The sequence below is a fragment of the Mucilaginibacter lappiensis genome (genome assembly GCF_900155965.1).
Taxonomy (GTDB): Bacteria; Bacteroidota; Bacteroidia; order Sphingobacteriales; family Sphingobacteriaceae; genus Mucilaginibacter; species Mucilaginibacter lappiensis.
In genome coordinates this window covers 869,623-890,163 of the sequence record NZ_FTMG01000001.1, presented here as the reverse complement: position 1 = coordinate 890,163, position 20,541 = coordinate 869,623, and the positions used below count along the sequence as shown (strand labels likewise).

At 43.0% G+C, this 20,541-nt stretch carries 14 protein-coding genes; 7 read left to right on the top strand and 7 right to left on the bottom strand.

All coding sequences use genetic code 11. The annotated features are described in order from the left end of the window. The first annotated feature begins 101 nt into the window (after window positions 1-101). From BW976_RS03590 to BW976_RS03580, 3 genes are all read left to right on the top strand, one after another. Entirely contained in the window at window positions 102-2,093 is a 1,992-nt protein-coding gene (locus BW976_RS03590; RefSeq protein WP_076370422.1) for an FUSC family protein, read from the top strand. A 330-nt stretch (window positions 2,094-2,423) separates the two neighbouring features. Next, complete coding sequence (locus BW976_RS03585) at window positions 2,424-2,996, top strand: thioredoxin family protein (protein ID WP_076370420.1); 573 nt, start codon at window positions 2,424-2,426, stop codon at window positions 2,994-2,996. 261 nt (window positions 2,997-3,257) lie between these two features. Next, on the top strand, window positions 3,258-4,847 hold the full coding sequence (locus BW976_RS03580) for a right-handed parallel beta-helix repeat-containing protein (RefSeq protein WP_076370418.1): 1,590 nt from the start codon (window positions 3,258-3,260) through the stop codon (window positions 4,845-4,847). Between the two features lie 71 nt (window positions 4,848-4,918). Here the strand turns inward: BW976_RS03580 and BW976_RS03575 are convergent, their stop codons facing one another. Then, window positions 4,919-5,188 (bottom strand): CHC2 zinc finger domain-containing protein, encoded by a 270-nt coding sequence (locus tag BW976_RS03575; RefSeq protein ID WP_076370416.1) that lies wholly within the window; start codon window positions 5,186-5,188, stop codon window positions 4,919-4,921. 196 nt (window positions 5,189-5,384) lie between these two features. Between BW976_RS03575 and BW976_RS03570 the strand changes: the two genes are divergently transcribed. From BW976_RS03570 to BW976_RS03560, 3 genes are read left to right on the top strand one after another with little or no spacing between them, the layout of a single operon-like run. Continuing rightward, window positions 5,385-7,214: a glycoside hydrolase family 35 protein gene (locus BW976_RS03570; RefSeq protein ID WP_076370674.1), complete on the top strand. Its 1,830-nt coding sequence runs from the start codon at window positions 5,385-5,387 to the stop codon at window positions 7,212-7,214. A gap of 28 nt (window positions 7,215-7,242) precedes the next feature. Further along, on the top strand, window positions 7,243-7,557 hold the full coding sequence (gene rhaM / locus BW976_RS03565; protein ID WP_076370414.1) for an L-rhamnose mutarotase: 315 nt from the start codon (window positions 7,243-7,245) through the stop codon (window positions 7,555-7,557). 9 nt (window positions 7,558-7,566) lie between these two features. Beyond that, entirely contained in the window at window positions 7,567-8,415 is an 849-nt protein-coding gene (locus BW976_RS03560) for a glycoside hydrolase family 16 protein (protein ID WP_139332185.1), read from the top strand. Window positions 8,416-8,500: 85 nt separating this feature from the next. Here BW976_RS03560 and BW976_RS03555 read toward each other — a convergent pair whose 3' ends face one another. From BW976_RS03555 to BW976_RS03530, 6 genes are all read right to left on the bottom strand, one after another. Then, on the bottom strand, window positions 8,501-10,207 hold the full coding sequence (locus tag BW976_RS03555) for a sodium:solute symporter family transporter (RefSeq protein ID WP_076370410.1): 1,707 nt from the start codon (window positions 10,205-10,207) through the stop codon (window positions 8,501-8,503). A gap of 96 nt (window positions 10,208-10,303) precedes the next feature. Next, on the bottom strand, window positions 10,304-11,794 hold the full coding sequence (araA, locus tag BW976_RS03550; protein ID WP_076370408.1) for an L-arabinose isomerase: 1,491 nt from the start codon (window positions 11,792-11,794) through the stop codon (window positions 10,304-10,306). 81 nt (window positions 11,795-11,875) lie between these two features. Continuing rightward, window positions 11,876-13,243, bottom strand: coding sequence for a glycoside hydrolase family 27 protein (locus tag BW976_RS03545; protein WP_076370406.1), 1,368 nt, complete (start codon window positions 13,241-13,243; stop codon window positions 11,876-11,878). A 7-nt stretch (window positions 13,244-13,250) separates the two neighbouring features. After that, a complete protein-coding gene (locus BW976_RS03540; RefSeq protein WP_076370404.1) occupies window positions 13,251-13,949 on the bottom strand; it encodes an L-ribulose-5-phosphate 4-epimerase in 699 nt (232 codons plus the stop codon). Between the two features lie 4 nt (window positions 13,950-13,953). Continuing rightward, window positions 13,954-15,660, bottom strand: a complete 1,707-nt coding sequence (locus BW976_RS03535; RefSeq protein WP_076370402.1) for a ribulokinase — start codon at window positions 15,658-15,660, stop codon at window positions 13,954-13,956. 219 nt (window positions 15,661-15,879) lie between these two features. Next, window positions 15,880-16,812, bottom strand: coding sequence for a ketopantoate reductase family protein (locus tag BW976_RS03530; protein ID WP_217696197.1), 933 nt, complete (start codon window positions 16,810-16,812; stop codon window positions 15,880-15,882). 413 nt (window positions 16,813-17,225) lie between these two features. Between BW976_RS03530 and BW976_RS03525 the strand changes: the two genes are divergently transcribed. Next, a complete protein-coding gene (locus BW976_RS03525; RefSeq protein ID WP_245834617.1) occupies window positions 17,226-20,537 on the top strand; it encodes a SusC/RagA family TonB-linked outer membrane protein in 3,312 nt (1,103 codons plus the stop codon). Window positions 20,538-20,541: the final 4 nt, after the last annotated feature.

The following is a 20,541-nucleotide window of genomic DNA, read 5'->3' as shown; positions in this document are numbered from 1 at the left end:
ATGCCATAAATTTTTCTGGAGATAAAGACATTTATTGTGAATTGTTCAATGATGCAAGGGGGGGATTGCTTGTACCCCTAATTATTATTTACTTTTGCTGTGTGTTAAACCGCCCTTCGTTTTTTTTAGCTTTCCGTTTAAAAGAAAGTGTAACCGATGCACTACGTAACACGCTGGTTGTGTTAATACCTTTAGTATTGCTGTATGCAAAACATCGGCAAATGGCAATAGCGATGGCTGTAGGTGCATTGTTGATTAGCTTGACCGATTTACCGGGGAACCGGCGCAATAAGACATTGACTGCTTTGCAAAGTATCGTTGCCTTTTTACTGATCTCACTTTTGTTTTCGACAGGCTTATCCAGCCCTGTAAGTACCGGACTGATGTTGGTCTGCTTTACGTTTTTACTTTCTATGCTGGCAGCGTTGGGTGGGCGCTCAACCGTAGTCGGAACCATGGGTATCATACTGATGGTTTTTATTCTGGGCCTACGGCCACACGAGCCATTAATATTTAGCTGTTACTTGCTGGCAGGCTGTATTTGGTTTTACTTGGTAAGTCTGATACAGGTATTTGTATGGCCATTCCGTTCGCTGCATCAGGGTCTAAGGGAGACTTTATCGGCCACGGCTGACTTTTTGAAGGCCAAAGCTAATTGTTACGATCCGCATATTTCACTGGAGGAAAGCTACCGGCAAATCATCACATTGCATTTGCGGGTATCCGAAAAACAAGAATTAGTGAGACAATTGTTATTAAGTGATCGCGCAGCGATGCGGGAATCACGACCGCAGGTTAAAAGACTGCTTAGCTCGTCCATAAAAGTGATTGGTCTTTATGAACAAATAACAGCGATGCATTATGACTATGAAGTGGTGCGACTACGTCTGGCACCCACAGGCGCCCTGATAGTTGTGGCAGAATTGATCAATTTGTTAGCTGAAGAGGCAGACCAGTTGAAGAAGGATGTGCCACCAGGATATTTCGAAAGATATCAGGAGCTAAATATTGAGCTGGGTAAGATAGCTATAAGATTGCCGACCGAGGAAAGGGCGGTTGTAAATAGTATTTTGACAAATGTGGGCGCCATACGTCAGCTATTGGAGGATATTCACCTTGACCGGGATGATACAGTAGCAAATCCTAATTTTAACGCTTTTTTACCACGCGGCGATAATTACTGGCAAAAGTTTAAAATGCAACTTCACTTTCAATCGCCCGTATTACGATTTTCGTTACGGTTGGCACTCCTATTCGGTATAGGATATCTCGCTACTTTATTTTTTACTAAGGACTATTATAGTTACTGGTTGTTGCTAACCATCGTTATTGTAGCGAGGCCAAAGCTGGCAGTTACCTGGCAGCGGAATTTGGAACGGTTAGCCGGAACATTTGCTGGTGTTGTGCTGGCGAGTGCGTTTATTTTCCTGATTAAGCCAACTGTTGTTTTGTTAGTCATTGCCAGTTTTGCCTTGCTGGGCTTTTTCATCTGGAATCGTCCGAAATATGGATGGAGTGTTTGTTGTATCACTATTTGTGTAGTGATTTGCCTAAGTTTATATCACGGGCAGCCAACGGTAATCGTATCGGCCAGGGTATGGTATTCTTTGGTGGGATGCGCACTAGCGTTTGCAGGTATCTTTATCTTTCCGGTTTGGATCAATACTGAACTGGAAGATCTTGGACGCTCGGCTACGGAGGGTAATCGTTTGTTTTTAGAAGCCGTAGTGAATGGATCGGAACAGCAAGAAATTTGGTTGGCAAGGAAAGAGGCTCATTTGCGACTAGCCAGATTATCTGAGGGGATTCGTCATGCGAGGGTAGAACCAGGCAAGGTTGATCTGCCCGGGATAGAGCATATTCAAGTGCTCAACTATCGGATCAATGCCGTTATCATATCCTTATTTTTATCAGGACGGAAGTTAAATCAGAAGTCGGCAGAGACCATAATAAACTATTTGAATCACGATTGGGTTGGTGCTATAAATATACAAGAAATATCTGAGCCGATAAATGGCAACCACTTATTAAAAGGACAGGAACTCTTAGAGGGATTAGCCTGTACGTTAGCGGCCTTTACCAAGAAACGTTAGGGAATGGAATTCGTCTTATCGAGAAGAAGACCTCTGATGCAAAGTTATTTTTGATGCTTGCATTCCTTACAACGACAATGTCGCCAACCTCCTCAAATTATGCAGAAGAAGGTTCGGAATTTATATAGGGAGGGCAATAAAAGCGATATCAATAAGTATCAAAAGCCTGTAAATCTTAAGATTTACAGGCTTTTTCTTTTAAGTTTAAACCATCTGACATTTACAAAAAACTGACCTGTTTTCAATTAATCATTTGTAAATTACCAATCATGGTAAAGCCGGTTGAAAAAAACTGGCTTTGCCTCTTTTTTAATAATAAAAGTAAAATCGATGAACTTTTCAGCTTATCAGCAGATCTTTCAAAATACTTTAGACGGGCTTAATCCTCTGGCGCCTTACGATAATCCCGATTATTTGAATTATACCAGGCTAAATTGGTCGAGGCAGCAAAGGTGGTTGAAGATTGGTATACTGAATGAGGAGTTAGTGGCTGTAATTCAAAGTATAAGGAAAGAGCAATTCTGGACAATCATTACTGAACCCTGGTGTGGTGATGCGGCTCATTCTTTGCCATTTATACATAGGTTATCGGAGTTGAACCCATTAATAAAGATAGACTACCAGTTAAGGGATACAGCGCCATTTTTGATTGATCATTATCTAACTAACGGCAAAAAAACCATACCGAAATTGATCATTAAGGATCATGAGAATAATGATCTTGCCGTTTGGGGCTCACGACCAGCGGAGTGTCAATTATTATACAACAGGCTACTGGAAGAACATGTGGAAATAGAGCAAAAGAAGATTGCGTTGCAGAAATGGTATAATGAAGATAAAGGCGTGAGCTTACAGAATGAACTCCTTTTAATTTTTTCAACTATACTCCACACAAGTAAGTAGAATTGTACAGTCCAATTATTCACCAATGGATAATGCTTTATAATTAAGATTAACCGGGGGCTATGTTGTTCTCACATATTTCCCTTTTGTTATTCCGGATTTTTTATACATTTGAGCATTGTAGTTTTTTATTGCCGTCCGCATTGTATAGAAAACTTAATGTTTTGTATACAATGTACGAGTCATCCCTAGATTCGTTTAAGAAAAACATCTATACCAGTTTTATTTAATAATTATTAATCTTTTAATTACAAAACACCTATGAAAAAAATTTGGGAAGTAAGCACGTTGCTTATGAAATTCGCTATGCTTACAGTTATTTTACCTATTGCGTCATGCAATAAAAACCAGCTTGTTGATAAGAAATCGTCTGCTGGTACTCACCTCTCGGATACTAATCTTGGTAAAGCAGATAGTACGCTTACTGTTTATTATGTGGATGGCAAAAATGGAAATAATGCCAATGATGGCAAATCATTGGCAAAGGCCTGGAAAACAATTCAAAAATCCTGTAATAGCGCAACTCCCGGTAGTACTGTCGCTATTCTTGGGGGCGTTTATAATGAACACGTTACAGTTAATGTTTCGGGTTTAAGCGGCAAACCTATAAATTTTGTTAACTACGCTAATCAAAGCGTTACTATTGACGGTTCGGGTAAGGCTGGAAATGTAATATTAAAAATTGTCGACAAAAGCTACCTTAATTTTAGAGGATTAACTATTAAAAACCTCACCATGAATGAAGCGCAGGGAATCTTGGTTGATGCTACAGAGAACGGTGGGGTGACAGCGCTTAGCTTTAAACACATAGTAGTTTCGCAAATTAATTGGAGTACAAGTGCCGCCGCTATCCCAAACGCTGACCAGAACGCCCAGGCTTTTATAGTTTATGGAGAAGGAACAACGCAAGCTAATGCGGTTACCAAATTAGTAATAGATAGTTGCGAGATAAGTAACAATATATTGGGCCAAAGCGAGGCAATTTCATTGGATGGTAATATCGATGGGTTCAGCATTACACACTGTCTGGTGCATGATAATACCAATATCGGCATTGATGCCATTGGGAATTATGGTACAAGCGGAACTCCCCAGCTTGATCAGGCCAGAAATGGCCTGATCAGTCAAAATACCTGCTACAAGGACTTTGCCACCTACTCCACCAGTGGAGGGATATATATTGACGGAGGACGGGATATAAAAATTGAAAGAAATCTGAGCTATCAAAATGGTTTTGGTATTGAAGTAGGAAATGAGCAAAATGGATCGGCCAGCAATATTACAGTGGTTTCAAATTTACTCTACTCTAACGATGATGCAGGGCTTGCTTTTGGCGGATATGACGAAAAAACAACGGGCCAGGTGCTGAATTGCTCCTTTTATAATAACACCTTTTATAGCAATGACATGGGCATGAATGGCAATGGTGAAGTTTTGATCACTAAGGCAACAAATTGCAAAATGGAAAATAATATTTTTTACACTGGTAGCCAGGCATTGCTATTTAGTCTTACCCCGATAACTCCTCAACAAAACAATACGTTCAACTTTAATTGTTATTATTCGCCCGATGGAAATCAGGATAATGTAAGTGTAAATTGGTTAAAGAAAGAGTATGATAGTTTTGCGGCTTATAAGGCGAATACTAAACAAGATGGCAAATCATTATATACTAACCCCAATTTTAAGAACCTTACCGCATCATCACCAGATTTTCATCTTACTGCCTTAAGTACTTTTACTAAATCGGGTGACATCAGTGTTATAACAGATCCAACCCAAACTGATTATGACGGCATTCCTTTGATTAGTGGTGGAACAACTACCATGGGGGCGTTTCAATTACATTAATGCCACATAAATAGGTATCAATAATACCCATATCTTAAAAAGGTATTGCATTGCCCCATGCGATACCTTTTTTAATTTCCTGAGCTTATCAATTGTTCAATAGCTTCCTCGCGGCTTTTGCCTTCCATATACATAATAAATTCTATGGGGCCTCCATCTTTGCCACAGCCAAAACATTTGAAAATGTTTTTCTCGGGCGATAACATGAACGAAGTTCCCTGATCGGCATGAAACGGGCATCGGCCTTTTAAATTTCTTCGGCTTTCTATAAGCAAAATATATTTGGAAGCAATGCTGACCAGGTTGGCCCCGGATTTGGAATAAGTTTCTTCAGCAGACATAAAATGGTATTCTGTTTTACAGCTGGCAAAAATACATTTTCAGTCCTTTTTGGGAAGATTCAGTAATATATTGTGGAAAACTTTGCAAATGAGAAAATATCCCCTGCAATTGGCGATTTTACCCCCTCTGTTTTATTTGAAAAAGTCTGTATTTAGCAATTACAACCTGATAAAAATAACACCACCAATTAATTTTATGCTTTTAAGAAATAAGTTACACGCCCTGTGTTCCGGTATTTTAATGCTAACGGCTTTATATACCCATGCGCAAACTCAACATTCCTTTGCTTTATCCGATACTGCCTTTATGTTGGATGGTAAGCCTTTTCAGATGATTAGCGGTGAGATGCATTACCCCAGGGTACCCCGTGAAGCTTGGCGTGCCCGGATGAAGATGGCAAAAGCCATGGGGTTAAATACCATTGGTACCTATGTTTTCTGGAATTTACACGAACCACAGAAAGGCACATTTGATTTCAGAGGTAATAACGATGTAGCCGAGTTTGTAAAGATTGCTCAACAGGAGGGTTTGTGGGTGATCCTGCGGCCAAGCCCATACGTTTGTGCCGAATGGGAATTTGGTGGATATCCGTATTGGTTGCAAAATGAAAAAGGCTTGGTTGTTCGCAGCAAAGAGGAGCAATATTTGAAAGAGTATGAAAAATATATCAAAGAAGTAGGCAAACAGCTGGCGCCCTTGCAGATCAATCATGGAGGCAACATCCTCATGGTGCAGATCGAAAATGAATATGGATCATACGGAAGTGATAAAGAATACCTGGAAATCAATCAGAAATTATTTAAAGAGGCGGGTTTTGATGGCTTGCTTTATACCTGCGATCCGGCACCCGATCTGGTAAAAGGTCATTTGCCCGGGCTATTGCCAGCGGTAAACGGCCTTGATAGCCCTGCCAAGGTAAAAAAGATTATCAATGAAAATCATGGAGGCAAGGGACCTTACTATATAGCCGAATGGTACCCGGCTTGGTTTGATTGGTGGGGTACAAAGCATCATACAGTCCCAGCAGAGCAGTATAGTGGCCGGCTCGACTCCGTTTTGGCCGCCGGTATCTCCATCAATATGTATATGTTTCATGGCGGTACTACCCGCGGTTTTATGAATGGGGCCAATTTTAAGGACGAAACGCCTTATGAACCGCAGATCAGCAGTTATGATTATGATGCGCCGCTGGATGAGGCCGGTAACGCAACACCTAAATTTATGGCGTTCAGAAGTGTAATTGAAAAGCATTTACTGGCTGGTCAGCAATTACCGCCGGTTCCGGCTGCTAAACCCACTGCACGGCTTCCGACTATAAACCTTACACAGGCAGGGGGGATACTGCAGAATCTGCCAGTGCCGAAGAGTAGTCCGAAGCCACTTACGTTTGAAGATCTGAACCAGGACTATGGTTTTGTATTGTATCGGACTACTATAAAAGGTGGTAAAAGTGGTCTGCTGAAATTACAGGAGCTAAGGGATTATGCCATTGTAATGGTTAACGGAAAAACTGTAGGTACGCTTGATCGCCGTTTAAAACAGGATAGTTTACCGGTTACCCTGCCTGCCGGTAATGTGACGCTGGATATATTGGTTGAAAATATGGGCCGGATTAATTTTGGTAAATATCTTTTACAAAATAAAAAAGGAATTACCGAAAAAGTATGGTTTAACCACACCGAATTGAACAACTGGAAAATGTATACCCTGCCCTTCAAAAATCTTAACGGCTTAAAATATCAGCCCGTAACTTACAAAGGTACAGCACCGGTTATTAAAAAAGGTTCATTTAATTTGGATAAGATTGCCGATACCTATTTAGATATGCGCAAATGGGGGAAAGGCCTGGTATGGGTAAATGGTCATAATTTAGGTAAATATTGGAGCGTAGGGCCTCAACAAACGTTATATTTACCTGCGGAGTGGTTGAAAAAAGGCCAAAATGAAGTAGTGATTTTAGAGCTGCTTAAACCAGAACAAACCCTCCTGGAAACATCCGAAAAGCCAATTTTAGATCAGTTATAGTATTTACTTTAATCTAAATATACCCGTTATGCAAAGAGTCGCTTTTAAGATGCACCTTTTACCTGGTAAAGCCCAGGAATATAAAATGCGGCACGACCTCATATGGCCCGAATTAGTAACCTTGTTAAAACAAACGGGTATCAGTGACTATTACATTTACCTGGACGAAGACACAAACATCCTTTTGGGTACTTACATGGCTGCGGATTTAAATGTTATTAGCCAGCTTCCGGAAAACCCGGTGATGCAAAAATGGTGGCAATATATGGCCGATATTATGGAAAGTAATAGCGATCACTCACCCATAAGCTCCCCATTACAGGAGATGTTTTATTTGGCTTGATGAAATAGCATGATGAAAAAGATGCTGGTAGTTTTGGCAGGGCTTCTTGCCGGCAATAGTTGGGTAGGTAAATGCCAGGTTAAACAAATTGATACGGCCGGTAATTATAAACTGGTATGGGCCGATGAATTTAATAAAGAAGGCGCTCCGGATACCACCAACTGGAAATTTGAACATGGGTTTGTACGTAATCATGAATTACAATGGTATCAGCCACAAAATGCGGTTTGCCATAAGGGTTTCTTAGTAATAGAGGCTAAAAAAGAACATTTGCCAAATACAGGTTATGTGGCGGGGAGCAGCGATTGGAAAGCCAGCCGGGAGTTTATAGAATATACCTCATCAAGCCTAAATACAGGTGGACGGCATAGCTGGCAATATGGCCGTTTTGTGATGCGTGCCAGGATTGATGTTGATGCCGGCTTATGGCCCGCGTTCTGGACGTTGGGTATCAGTAAACCCTGGCCATCTAATGGTGAAATTGACATTATGGAATATTATCGGGGTAAACTATTAGCTAATATAGCCTGTGGAACAGCCCAGCCTTACCATGCCAAATGGTATAGCAATGCCAAACCACTCACCAGTTTCGATCAGAGTTGGAGCCAGAAATTTCACATCTGGCGTATGGATTGGAATGAAAACACGATCAGTTTGTTTGTGGATGATCAGCTGCTGAACTGGGTAGAACTCAAAGACCTGGTTAACCGTGATGGCAGTAATTTTAACCCTTTTATGCAACCGCATTATATTTTGCTCAACTTGGCGCTGGGTGGCAACAATGGCGGCGATCCATCTCAAACAAAGTTTCCTCGCCGTTATGAAATAGATTATGTAAGGGTTTATCAGAAAAAATAGAGCCATATACTTTTAAGTTTCCAATAAACAGGCCCGATGTAAAGGCTTACATCGGGCCTGTTTATTGGAGCAACAGAATTATAACTTACCAGAACTTTACATAAAGCGTGGTAAGCAGCAGCAAGGTTACTATGATGAGGGCCAATGTAGATGGCTCAACCTTAAACATGGTTTTATCAAGTACAAATGCTTTTGGATTGATCTTAGGTCCTGCGAAGCTTACCAGAACGATGGCAATAACGGTGAACAGGAACGAAAGGCCCATGCATATCAAAAAGGGTATCTCATAACCACCATGCCCGTTAGGGAAAGCGGTATATAAAAATGTTTCATGCCCAAACAATCTTGGCGCATAGTTATTAAATAATACCGACATCAGAAAGCCGGTGATAATCCCTACAATAGCTGCTGCTCCTGTTGTACGTTTCCAGAAGAAGCCCAATATGAATATGGCAAATATTCCCGGGCTAATGAAGCCGGTATATTTTTGGATGAAGGTAAATCCACCTTCACCACCAATGCCTAACAGGTCTTTCCAGGTTAACAAAACAGATAGTAACATAGCCAATGCGATAATTAACTTACCCATCCTTACCATGCCTTTTTCATCAGCATCTTTTTTGATATACTTTTTGTAGATATCCATCGTAAATATGGTGGATATACTATTGGCCTTACCGGCCAATGAGGCCACGATAGCCGCAGTTAGGGCCGCTATAGAAAGCCCCTTTAAACCACTTGGCAAAAATCCCAGCACTGCGGAATAAGCGTTATCGGCATTTAAATGTCCGCCTGAGTTCATTTCATGCTGTAAGCCGCCGTTCTTATATAAAACATAAGCTGCTATACCCGGCAGGATCACGATGATAGGCATGGCCAGTTTCATTAAACCGGCGAAAAGGATACCGGTACGAGCGGTTTTCAGATCGGAGCCTAAGGCCCTTTGGGTGATGTATTGGTTACAACCCCAGTAATTTAAATTCACTATCCATTGCCCGGCAAAATACATGGCTATACCTGGCAGCAGCAGGTATTTATCAATATCAGCCTGCGATGCATGCGGCCCCGGTTTGGCCAGTATCATTTTAAAGTGTTCGGGCGAATCCTTGAGCATAGCAGTAAATCCTGCCAAGGCATCTTTACCCAAACCAAAACGCTCGCTAACCAGTGTTAAGGCAATATAGGTTGTGGCTAAACCACCAATAACCAGTACCAAAACCTGAATCACATCTGTAAAGCCGATAACTTTCATACCACCCAGGGCAATCACCAATGCGAAAACAGAGAGAGCGATAATGATCCAGTGGAAAGTGGCAGGATCGCCGCCTGCTAAGCTGTTGATGGCCAATGCGCCGAGGAAGAGGATGGAGGTAAGGTTTACAAAAACATATAAAAACAACCAGAAAATGGCCATGATCAAACTCACCGACTGATTATAACGGGTTTCCAGGAACTGGGGCATGGTAAATATCTTGTTTTTAAGATATACCGGGATAAACCATACGGCTACAATAATGAGTGCTATGGCCGCAATCCATTCATACGCCGCTACGGCAATACCTACGGTAAAGCCCTGACCACTGGCGCCAATAAATTGTTCTGCCGAAATGTTAGAGGCGATCAGCGAGGCGCCGATGGCCCACCAGGTAAGTGACCCTTCGGCCAAAAAGAAATCGTGACTGCCTGTGATGCTGTTTTTTTTCTTACGGCTGTATACCCAGTAACCATACCCGGCCACAACAAAAAAATAGATGATGAATATGATATAATCAATAGTGGAGAATTTACTCATAATTTGGTTTAATTTTAATTGGGGTTGATAGGACTGAACCGGCGACTTATAGCACCCATCAATAGTCGCCAGTCCAGTTTTTAAATTAGGGGGTAATTATCTATAAGCAACTTCGTTCCACCTGATCTCATTACGGAATTGGTCTATACGGGTATCTTTTCCGATGCGTAAAAACTCAATGCCCGCCATATCAGCAAAATCCCGCAGATGCTCTGCGGTTAAATTCTGGCTGTAAGCAGTATGGTGGGCTCCACCGGCGTATATCCATGCGGCGCAGCCGGTTTTCATGTCGGGGTATGGTTTCCATAATACTCGGGCAACCGGTAGCTTGGGCAGATCATTCAGCGGTTCTACGGCTTCTACCTCATTAATCAACAGGCGAAAACGGTTACCCATATCAACCAACGCCGCATTTAGCGCAAGGCCGCCTGCTACATTAAATACCAGCCTTGCAGGATCGGCTTTGCCACCTATGCCTAAAGGATGAACCTCCAACGTGGCTTTGCCATTGGCCAAAGAGGCGTCTACCTCCAGCATATGCGATCCCAATACCAGCGCATTATTGGGGTCGAAATGATAGGTGTAATCCTCCATAAAAGCGTTGCCACCTTTTAGTCCGGCGCCCATTACTTTAAAAGCACGTACCAGGGCAGCTGTTTTCCAGTCTCCTTCTCCGGCAAAACCATAACCATCGGCCATTAGGCGCTGGGCGGCAATGCCTGGTAATTGTACCATGCCATGCAGGTCCTCAAATGTATCTGAGAAACCTTTAAAGCCGCCCTCTGTCAGAAATTTGCGCAAGCCTAATTCTATCCTTGCGGCTTCATAAACGGACGAATGTTTTTCGCCTCCTTTTTTAAGCGAAGTGTCCATGGTGTATGTTGCTTCATATTCGTCTATCAGCGTATTAATATCGGCTTCAATTACCGCGTTGATCACAGCTACCAGATCACCAATGCCATAGGTATTTACAGAGAAACCAAATTTTAGCTCGGCTTCAACCTTATCGCCGTCGGTCACAGCAACAAAGCGCATGTTATCGCCAAAGCGGACAAATTTGGCACCCTGCCAGTCATACCAGCCAGCCGCAGCGCGTGTCCATGCTTCTATCTGACTTAAAACTTCGGGATCCTGCCAGTGCCCAACAACCACCTTGCGGTTAATGCGCATACGTGATACCATAAAACCAAACTCCCGGTCGCCATGGGCGCTTTGGTTCAGATTCATAAAATCCATATCGATAGAGCTCCATGGAATATCGCGATTGTATTGGGTATGAAGATGTAATAGTGGCTTTTTCAGGATGCTTAAACCCCGTATCCACATTTTGGCAGGAGAGAAGGTGTGCATCCAGGTGATCACACCAATGCAGTTTTCAGCCAGGTTTGCCTGTTGCAGGGTAGTGTATATCTCATCTGTGCTTTTTACAACGGGTTTATAAATTACGCGAACGGGAATTTTGCTAGAGCTATCCAATCCTGCTGTAATTTGCTGGGAATGTTCGGCTACCAGTCTTAATGTTTCTTCTCCGTACAGGTCCTGGCTCCCGGTAATGAACCAAACTTCAAATGTTTTCAGGTCGATCATTTTATAATTATTGAATTATGGATTTAGTGAATTAGTGATTGTTTGATCCACTACTTTTTAGTTATTGATTGTTTTGATTTATTATTTTATGGACGATAGTCTGAACAAGGCTGTACCATGCGCATTGATATTTTGCTGATAATTTGTTTTATACTGACCAAGGGTTTGTTTTTTCCAGAGATCGCGCACCTTTACTTTGCCTTTAAGGCCAAGGGATGAAAAATCTACAGCCACCGATCTCGGATCATCACCAATATTAAACATAGCCACATACACGTCGTTGCTATTTTGCACATGCGAATACCAAACCATAGCGCCATCTTTTTTATACAACTGGCGCGGGTTTTCTCCGCTTTGGTTAGCGGCAAGTACTTCAGCATTAGTGAATAGCTTCAATTCCAGTTCTCGGTTTTCGGGCAGGTTACCACCCAGCATCAGGGGTGAGCGGTAGATGCTCCAAAAGGTCATGTGAGTGTAGAGCTCATCTTCGGTAAAACGACTGTACCTTTCAATACCAACAGGACCCCGTTTGGATAGTTTACCAATCTGTATCATATCGCAATCTGGCCAATGGCCGAGGCCACCTACGCCTTCCCAGCTTTTGGCATAATCAAACATGTGCAGCACTTCTTTCCAGTTATCCCAAAAATCATCGGCCATGCGCCACATATTGGCATATTGGGTGGCATGGGCAGCCTGGTTAAGTGGTGTTTCGCCCGGTGAAAGACTTAAAACGATAGGCCTGCCGCATTGATCAATCGCTTTTTTGTAGCCTTCAACTTCGGCTGCGCTGTAAGGTCGCGAGAGGTCATCAACCTTAATAAAATCTACACCCCATAAAGCGTATAACTCCAATAAGGAGTTCAGGTATTCCTGTGCGCCGGGCTTTTTCATATCAAGTCCGTACATATGGTTCATCCAGAGGCATTGCGAATTGGTATCCGCAACCATATCTGCAGTAATACCGTTGGTGCCTTTTATCGGCGATTTTGCCCACACGGCCTGTCTTGGGATACCGCGCATCACGTGAATCCCGAATTTTAACCCCTGTGCGTGTACATAATCGGCAAGTGGTTTAAAGCCGTTGCCGCCAAACGCCGATGGGAATTTATTGGGCTGAGGTGTTAACCGGCCCCATTTATCCATAGCTAACCAGGGTATGTATGAGCCATCCTGTAACCTTTTTTGAAAAGGGTTGCCGATATTACTGCCCGGAGGGTTGTCATATGACCATAAAAAGTCGACCACAATATATTGCCAGCCATATTGCTTTAAGTATTTGGCCATATAATCGGTATTAGCTTTAACCTCATCCTCATGAACAGCCGAACCAAAACAGTTATAACTATTCCAACCCATTGGTGGTGTAGCGGCTATTTTTGTTTGGGCAGACGTTTGGGTGCTCAGCAGAATACCCGCGGCAAATAGGATTAAACAGTGTAGTTTCATAGTTGTATTATTGGCCGTAATAAGAATCGGGCCCGTGTTTGCGTTCGTAATGTTTTTTGATGAGCGAATCTTTTAAACGGGGAGCATAATTATCTATTTGTTCTGTTAAATGGGCCATGTGCGCAACAGCCTCCAGGACGGCGCTGTTGTAAACCGCTTTTTCGGCTGTTTTGCCCCAGGTAAAGGGGGCGTGGTTACCCACCAGTATCATTTCGATCTCTTTATAATCAAGATTGTTGTCCTTAAAATAATCGATGATCTGGAAGCCCGTTTGGTATTCGTAATCGCCGATTATCCTATTATCTTCCATTGGTGGTGCGCAGGGGATGTCGGTGGTTAGATGATCGGCATGGGTTGTACCAAAGATAGGGATACAGCGTTGCGCCTGTGCCCATGCGGTAGCATAGGTGGAATGGGTATGTACAATGCCGTTAATGCCGGCCCAATACTTATACAAAACAGCGTGTGTTTTGGTATCAGAAGATGGGCGGAGATTACCTTCTATCGTATTACCGTCAAAATCAACAATCACCATTTTTTCTGGTGTTAGTTCATCATAGGGAATACCGCTCGGTTTGATTGCGAAAACACCCAGATCCCTGTCGGCCGCGCTTACGTTGCCAAAGGTGAACAGTACCAGGCCCAATTTGGGTAATTGCATGTTTGCCTCATAAGCCGTTTGTTTAATGTGTTGATACTTACTCATGTGCTTAACTGTTTTGAAGTTCGACTGCTGTAGTTTTGGCTATTTGACCAGCTACAAACTCCCCGAGATCTTTATACTGCTCATACCGTCTGTTGTAAATAACTGTATGATCGGTGTTGGGATAATACTCCTCGTCAAAACCGCCTCCCATAGCTTTCATAGCTTCTTCAACCGTTGGGTATATACCGGCTACCACGGCGGCAAACATAGCTGCACCGAGAGCACAGGTGTGTTTAAACTGATGGATACGGATAGGCATACCCAGCACATCGGCCATCATTTGCATAACAAATGGCGACTTTTTGGCCACGCCGCCAATGCCAATGATGCCTTTTACAGGGATACCTTCGGCAATAAACCTGTCCACAATACTTTTTGCACCAAAACAGGTGGCTTCTGCCAGGGCGCGGAAAATCCTGGGTGCGTCGCTGCCTAAGCTCAGGCCGCTTATTGCCCCTTTCAGTTCCTGGTTGGCATCAGGTGTACGGCGACCGTTCAACCAGTCAACAGCCAATTCGTTAGGTTCATCAACAGGGATCAGAGCAGCCTGCCTGCTCAGTTCGGGTATGATCAGATCGCTCAGTTCGGCTTTTAGCGCTTTGGCAGTAGCCTCGTCAATTATTTTTGATTGAGATAGTATATGATTAACCGGCCATGAAATTATATTTTTAAACCAGGCATAAGTATCGCCAAAAGCCGATTGCCCGGCTTCTAAACCTACCATCCCCGGAATAACCGAGCCATTTACCTGTCCGCATATACCGCGCACCAGCTTGCCCTGCATGTTGGATGTTGGGGCTACCAAAATATCGCAGGTAGATGTACCCATTACCTTGCTTAAATAATAAGGTTCAATTTGCCCGCCAACGGCTCCCATGTGCGCGTCAAATGCCCCGGTACCCACAATAACTCCAGAGGAAAGGCCCAGGCGCTGCGCCCATTCAGCGCTTAACGTACCTGCGGCCTGGTCGGCGGTGTAAGTGTCTTTATAAAGTTTGTGCGTAAAGCCTTTTAATAATGGGTCAAGCGATGAAAAGAAATCGTCGGGCGGTAAACCATCAAATTCTTCGGCCCATAAGGCTTTATGCCCCGCAGAGCAACGCCCGCGTTTGATGGCTTTAACATCGTTACCGCCAGTGAGTAAAAAGGGTATCCAATCACAATGTTCTACCCAGGAAGCTGCTGCGTTTCTTACAACTTCATCAACCCTTAAAACGTGCAGCAGCTTAGCCCAAAACCACTCGGATGAGTAGATGCCGCCCACATATTGCAGGTAATTGGTATCAAACAAAGCCGCGTGGGCGTTGATTTCGGCAGCTTCTTTAACAGCCGTATGATCTTTCCATAACACAAACATGGCGTTCGGGTTATTTTCAAAACCGGGTGTTAAAGCCAGGGGGGTACCGTAAGCGTCGACTGCTACGGGGGTGGAGCCGGTAGTATCAACAGATATACCTTTTATGGAATCAACAATGCCGGCGCCGCCTGCCTGTGCTATACAGTCTTTAATGGTGATCTCCAGACCATCAATATAATCCTGTGGATGCTGCCTGAACTGGTTTATACCGGGTTCGCAAAATAAGCCATCGCGCCAGCGGGGATACTCATATACAGACGAGGCTATTTCCTGTCCATTTGCTGCATTTACCAAGATGGAACGTACAGAATCTGATCCATAATCCACCCCAATCACTAATTGATTTTTATTCATGTATAATTAGTGTTTTTATAACACTTATTTTGATTGACGTTGAAATAGTATCTGCCGGATATATGCTGATGATCATTTAATTAAATAACATCACAAATGAAATGGCAGAACGGTTAATAAATTAGCTATAACTGGTTGCGAAATATTAATTGTTAATATAACACTAAAACAAAAATATAAAAAGTTTTATACAAACAAAATTTAAAATGGTTAGGTGGTTTAAATTACTTCCCGGCTTGTTTCCAATGCACGGATAATGGTATATAAAGTTTCATTAATAGGGGTAGGTACCTGGTATTTGTGGCCAAGCTCTATTACCTTTCCGGCAAAAAGATCTACTTCGCTTTTACGCCCGGCTTCAATGTCCTGTAACATGGAGGTTTTCCCGTCGGGGCCAAGCCCGTCAACTATGCGGGTAAACTCATTAATATCGTCCTGACCCAGAAAAATACCCATTTGGTGCGATAATGTTATCACTTCTTCGGCTGCCATCAGCATCAGCTTACGGGCTTGTTTATTTTGCTGAAACTCCCCGTAAGGAGCCTTCAATACAGCTGATGCCTGGTTAATGCCCGTGTTCATCATAAATTTAAACCAGAGCGCTTTGTACATATCCGCGGGGATGTGATGGGGGATACCAGCCTTTTCAAATAACTCTTTTATAGCTTTTACCCGTGCCGAAAGCGTGCTATTGTCTTTTTCGCCAAAAACTATCCGGCCAGGATTGGAATAGGTAATCGTACTGTCTGCTCTAACGGCATCCATCCCCACGCCATAGGCAAAAAGTAAATGTTTTATCCCGATTGTTTCGCCTATCTGCTCTTCGCTGGATATACCATTGAGTAGTGAAATAACGATGGTGTCGTCGTGCACAAATGTGCTCAGATCATTTATGGCTGCTGCAAGCTGGGGCGCCTTTACCGCAACAATAATGAGATCGGCAGGGGGCTGAGAGCGGTCGCCAGGTTTAACGTAATTGAATTGATAAGGACTGCCATTAACCTTGATCTCAGAGTTTTGATAGTTTTTGATGCGTTCGGGAGAAGCGATTACCTTGACCAGGCCAGGATCTATATCTTGTAATTTGGCCGCATACATGCCGCCCATTGCACCCAAACCTACGATATAAACATTATTGATATGATTTTTCACGGTATATAAGCAACTATGATATAATGGCCGAAGTTAGGCAACCTCCACCAGATGTTTGTGAATTTTGCTGGGAATAATCCATTATTTACAGTTGAATGATCCTTCCTTCTTGAAATTTAACCTGGTCATCTATCGTAAAATATCGGCCTTATAAGCCTTATTGGTAAGGTTATTTAGAATTTTACCCCCATTTCCTTAGGATTTTACCCCCTCCTCTGCTGCTGATAATAGCAAATTTGTTGAAACCATTAAAACCAATTATGAAAGAGCAGACATTTTATTAACCCATCCGGGTATTGCGGCTTAATGCCATTTTATTCCCGCCGGTCAGGAATCGGGAACTGAGTAAAGGCGCAGATACGTGCCTTTTTAATGATCATACACCAACAAAATTTAAAACTTATTGAATTAAGATGGATAAAATTTACTCATTGAACTGCCAGGGTGCGCGCATGGTAAAGTGTTTTAAAAATCTCCTTGCAACCCTCATCATACTTACTTTGTTTATTGGCAGCGCCTACGCCCAAACACGAAAGATCACGGGTACGGTAAAAGATAGCAAAGGGGAGACGCTGCCCGGGGTAAGCGTCAAATTAAAAGGTACAGCGAACGGCACGGTTACAGATGCGAAAGGCATCTATAACATCAGCGTGCCCGATAACAATGCTACGCTGGTGTTTTCCTATATTGGGTTTATTACCCAGGAAAAAGCAGCAGGAGATTCCCCGTCTGTTAATATTGTACTGGCAGAACAAAGTACCAGTTTGAACGACGTGGTAGTAGTAGGTTACGGAACCCAGAAAAAGGTTAACCTGATCGGTTCGGTGGCTACCATCGGGGCAAAAGATCTCGAAAACAGATCGGTAACCAACGTATCATCGGCGTTAACGGGTTTGAGCGCTGGGGTATCGGTGATGCAAAGTTCCGGTAAGCCCGGTTCAGACGGTGCTACTATCCGTATCCGGGGGATGGGTACCTTGAATAATAACAATGCCCTTGTAGTTATCGACGGTATACAGGGCACTTTAGATGCCGTAAATCCCGACGATATAGAAAGTATTTCTATTTTAAAAGATGCCGCAGCGGCTTCTATATATGGTTCATTGGCTGCCAATGGAGTTATCCTGGTGACTACCAAAAAGGGAAGCAAAAATAAAACTACGGTAACTTATACGGGTATTGCCTCCAAAACCAATCCAAGCAGTATGCCTTCCTTTGTGTCTGATTATGTAAGGCATATGCAGTTGGTCAATGAGGGGTACCAAAACCTGGGTCAAACACCGGTTTATACCGCTGCTACCATAGCACAATGGCAAAAAGCCGATGCTGATCCCAACGGATTAAATGTCATTGGTGTACCCAATTACATTGCCTATCCCAATACCAATTGGGCAAAAGCAATTTTTCAAAACAATGTATTGCAGGATCATAACCTATCCATCAGCGGTGGTAACGAAACTACTCAATTCCTGCTATCAGCCGGATATACCGGTAACCCGGGCACTATGCAAAATACCGGATCCGATAAATACCAGTTCCGGGTGAATTTGCAGACTAAGGCTACCAAGTTTTTAACCGTGGGTACGCAAACATTTGCATCACTGCAAACTTTTGGCCTGGCCAGTACCAGTAACGCCTTTAACTATTTAAGACAAACCACACCGGGTGTTTATCCCTATTACAACGGTAAATATGGTTTCCCTTCGGCTCCCGAAGAATCATCGACAGCCAATAACATCCTGAGTTATTTAACCTCTACCGGCGGAAGCGACCAGGAATCCAGGATCAATACCACACTTTTCGCTAATGTCGACCTTTATAAAGGTTTAACCCTGGAAACCAAATTCAATTACCAGACCCGTTTTGAGGAAAACAATTCGTTCACTATTCCTTTCGAAAAATGGGACTTTTCGACCAACACCTTAAAACAGGCAGCCACAGCGCCATCGCAATTGAGTACTTATTATGATTTTAATAAAAACTACCTGATCACGCTCGATGCGGTTTTAAGATATAACACTACTATAGCCAAAAATCATACTATTGGCGCTTTGGTAGGCTATGATCAGTATCAATACAAATATTACTATTTCGACGCCACTAAATTAGGCCTCATCGATCCTACAATTACCACCCTAAATTCGGCAACCACGCCAACAGCAGCCACCGGCGACGCCTACGATTATGCTTTGCGCTCATTCTTTGGACGTTTGAACTATGATTATAAATCGCGCTACCTGTTGGAAGCGGTGTTCAGATATGATGGCTCATCCAAATTTGCACCATCTAACCGCTGGGGCTTTTTTCCTGCCTTTGCCGCGGGCTGGCGCATCTCCGAAGAGCCCTTTATGCAAAACGTAAATGAATATGTAGGTAATTTAAAACTGCGTGCATCCTGGGGACAAACCGGTAATAACGTGCTAAACTCCAATGCTGCATTGGGTAATTACGATTACCTGGCAACTTATAGTCCTACCGCTTATTCCTACAACGGAGCTGCTGTAACCGGTTTGGCACAAACAAAATTTGCCAACCAGAACCTGAAGTGGGAAACTACCACCACCAGTAATATTGGTTTGGATGGAACCTTGTTTAAAGGCAAAATGAATTTTGAGATTGATGCCTATCGTAAATATACCACCGGCATCTTATTTACCCCAACCATACCATTGACCGTTGGTACGGCCACGGCCGCCACACAAAACATTGCCGAAGTATCCAACAAAGGTATTGAGGTTACCCTGGGCTTTCGCGGCCAAACTGGTGGTTTGAGTTATAGCGTGTCTGGTAATTTTGCTTACAACTTTAACCGGGTCGAAAAATATAATGGTACCCTGCAGCAAGGTTACACCACCGATGCTAACGGGAATCAGGTTTATTCATCAAACATTGGTCAGGTTTCAAGTGGTGGCACTACCAGAGTTATCCAGGGTCATGCCATCAATGAGTATTACCTGTACCCAGTGTACAAAGGAAATGGAAGCTATTATAATGCAGATGGCTCCGTAAATAAAAATGGCGGCCCTAAAGATGGTATGATCCGTACACCGCAGGATTTGGCCTGGTTGCAGAGTATGATGAATGCCGGCTATAAATTTCAACCGGCTAATGGCATCGGCAAAACCAAGATCTATTATGGCGACCTGATCTATGGTGACACCAATGGCGACGGCATTTATGGCAATAGTTACGATGCGCAGCTTACCAATAAATCGGCAACGCCAAAATATAATGCCGGTTTACAGTTCAATGTATCCTACAAAGGTTTTGATTGCTTTATGATATGGGCCGGAAGCTTTGGTATGTACTATTACTGGAATGATACCGGATATAATAACTCTATTGTTTCCTTAGGTAACGCGGTAAGTACACTGGTAGCTAATAACCATTATTATTATAATGATGCCAATCCATCAGACCCGGCTAATAATATTAATGGCTATTACCCACGCTTAAAAAATACATCCGATGTGCAGAATGCCGCGGTAGCCAGTAATTTCTATCTGTATAACGCATCGTACGTAAAATTGAAGAACGTTCAATTGGGCTATACACTTCCAAAAAGGTTAACCCAGAAATGGTCGTTAAGTAAAATAAGGATCTACGTAGCCGCCGAAAATTTATTCACGATAACCAAGTACCCTGGACTTGATCCGGAAATAGGTCCGAGTGTGGGCTATCCAACCATGCGTCAATACTCTGTTGGTTTAAATGCTGCCTTTTAAGCTT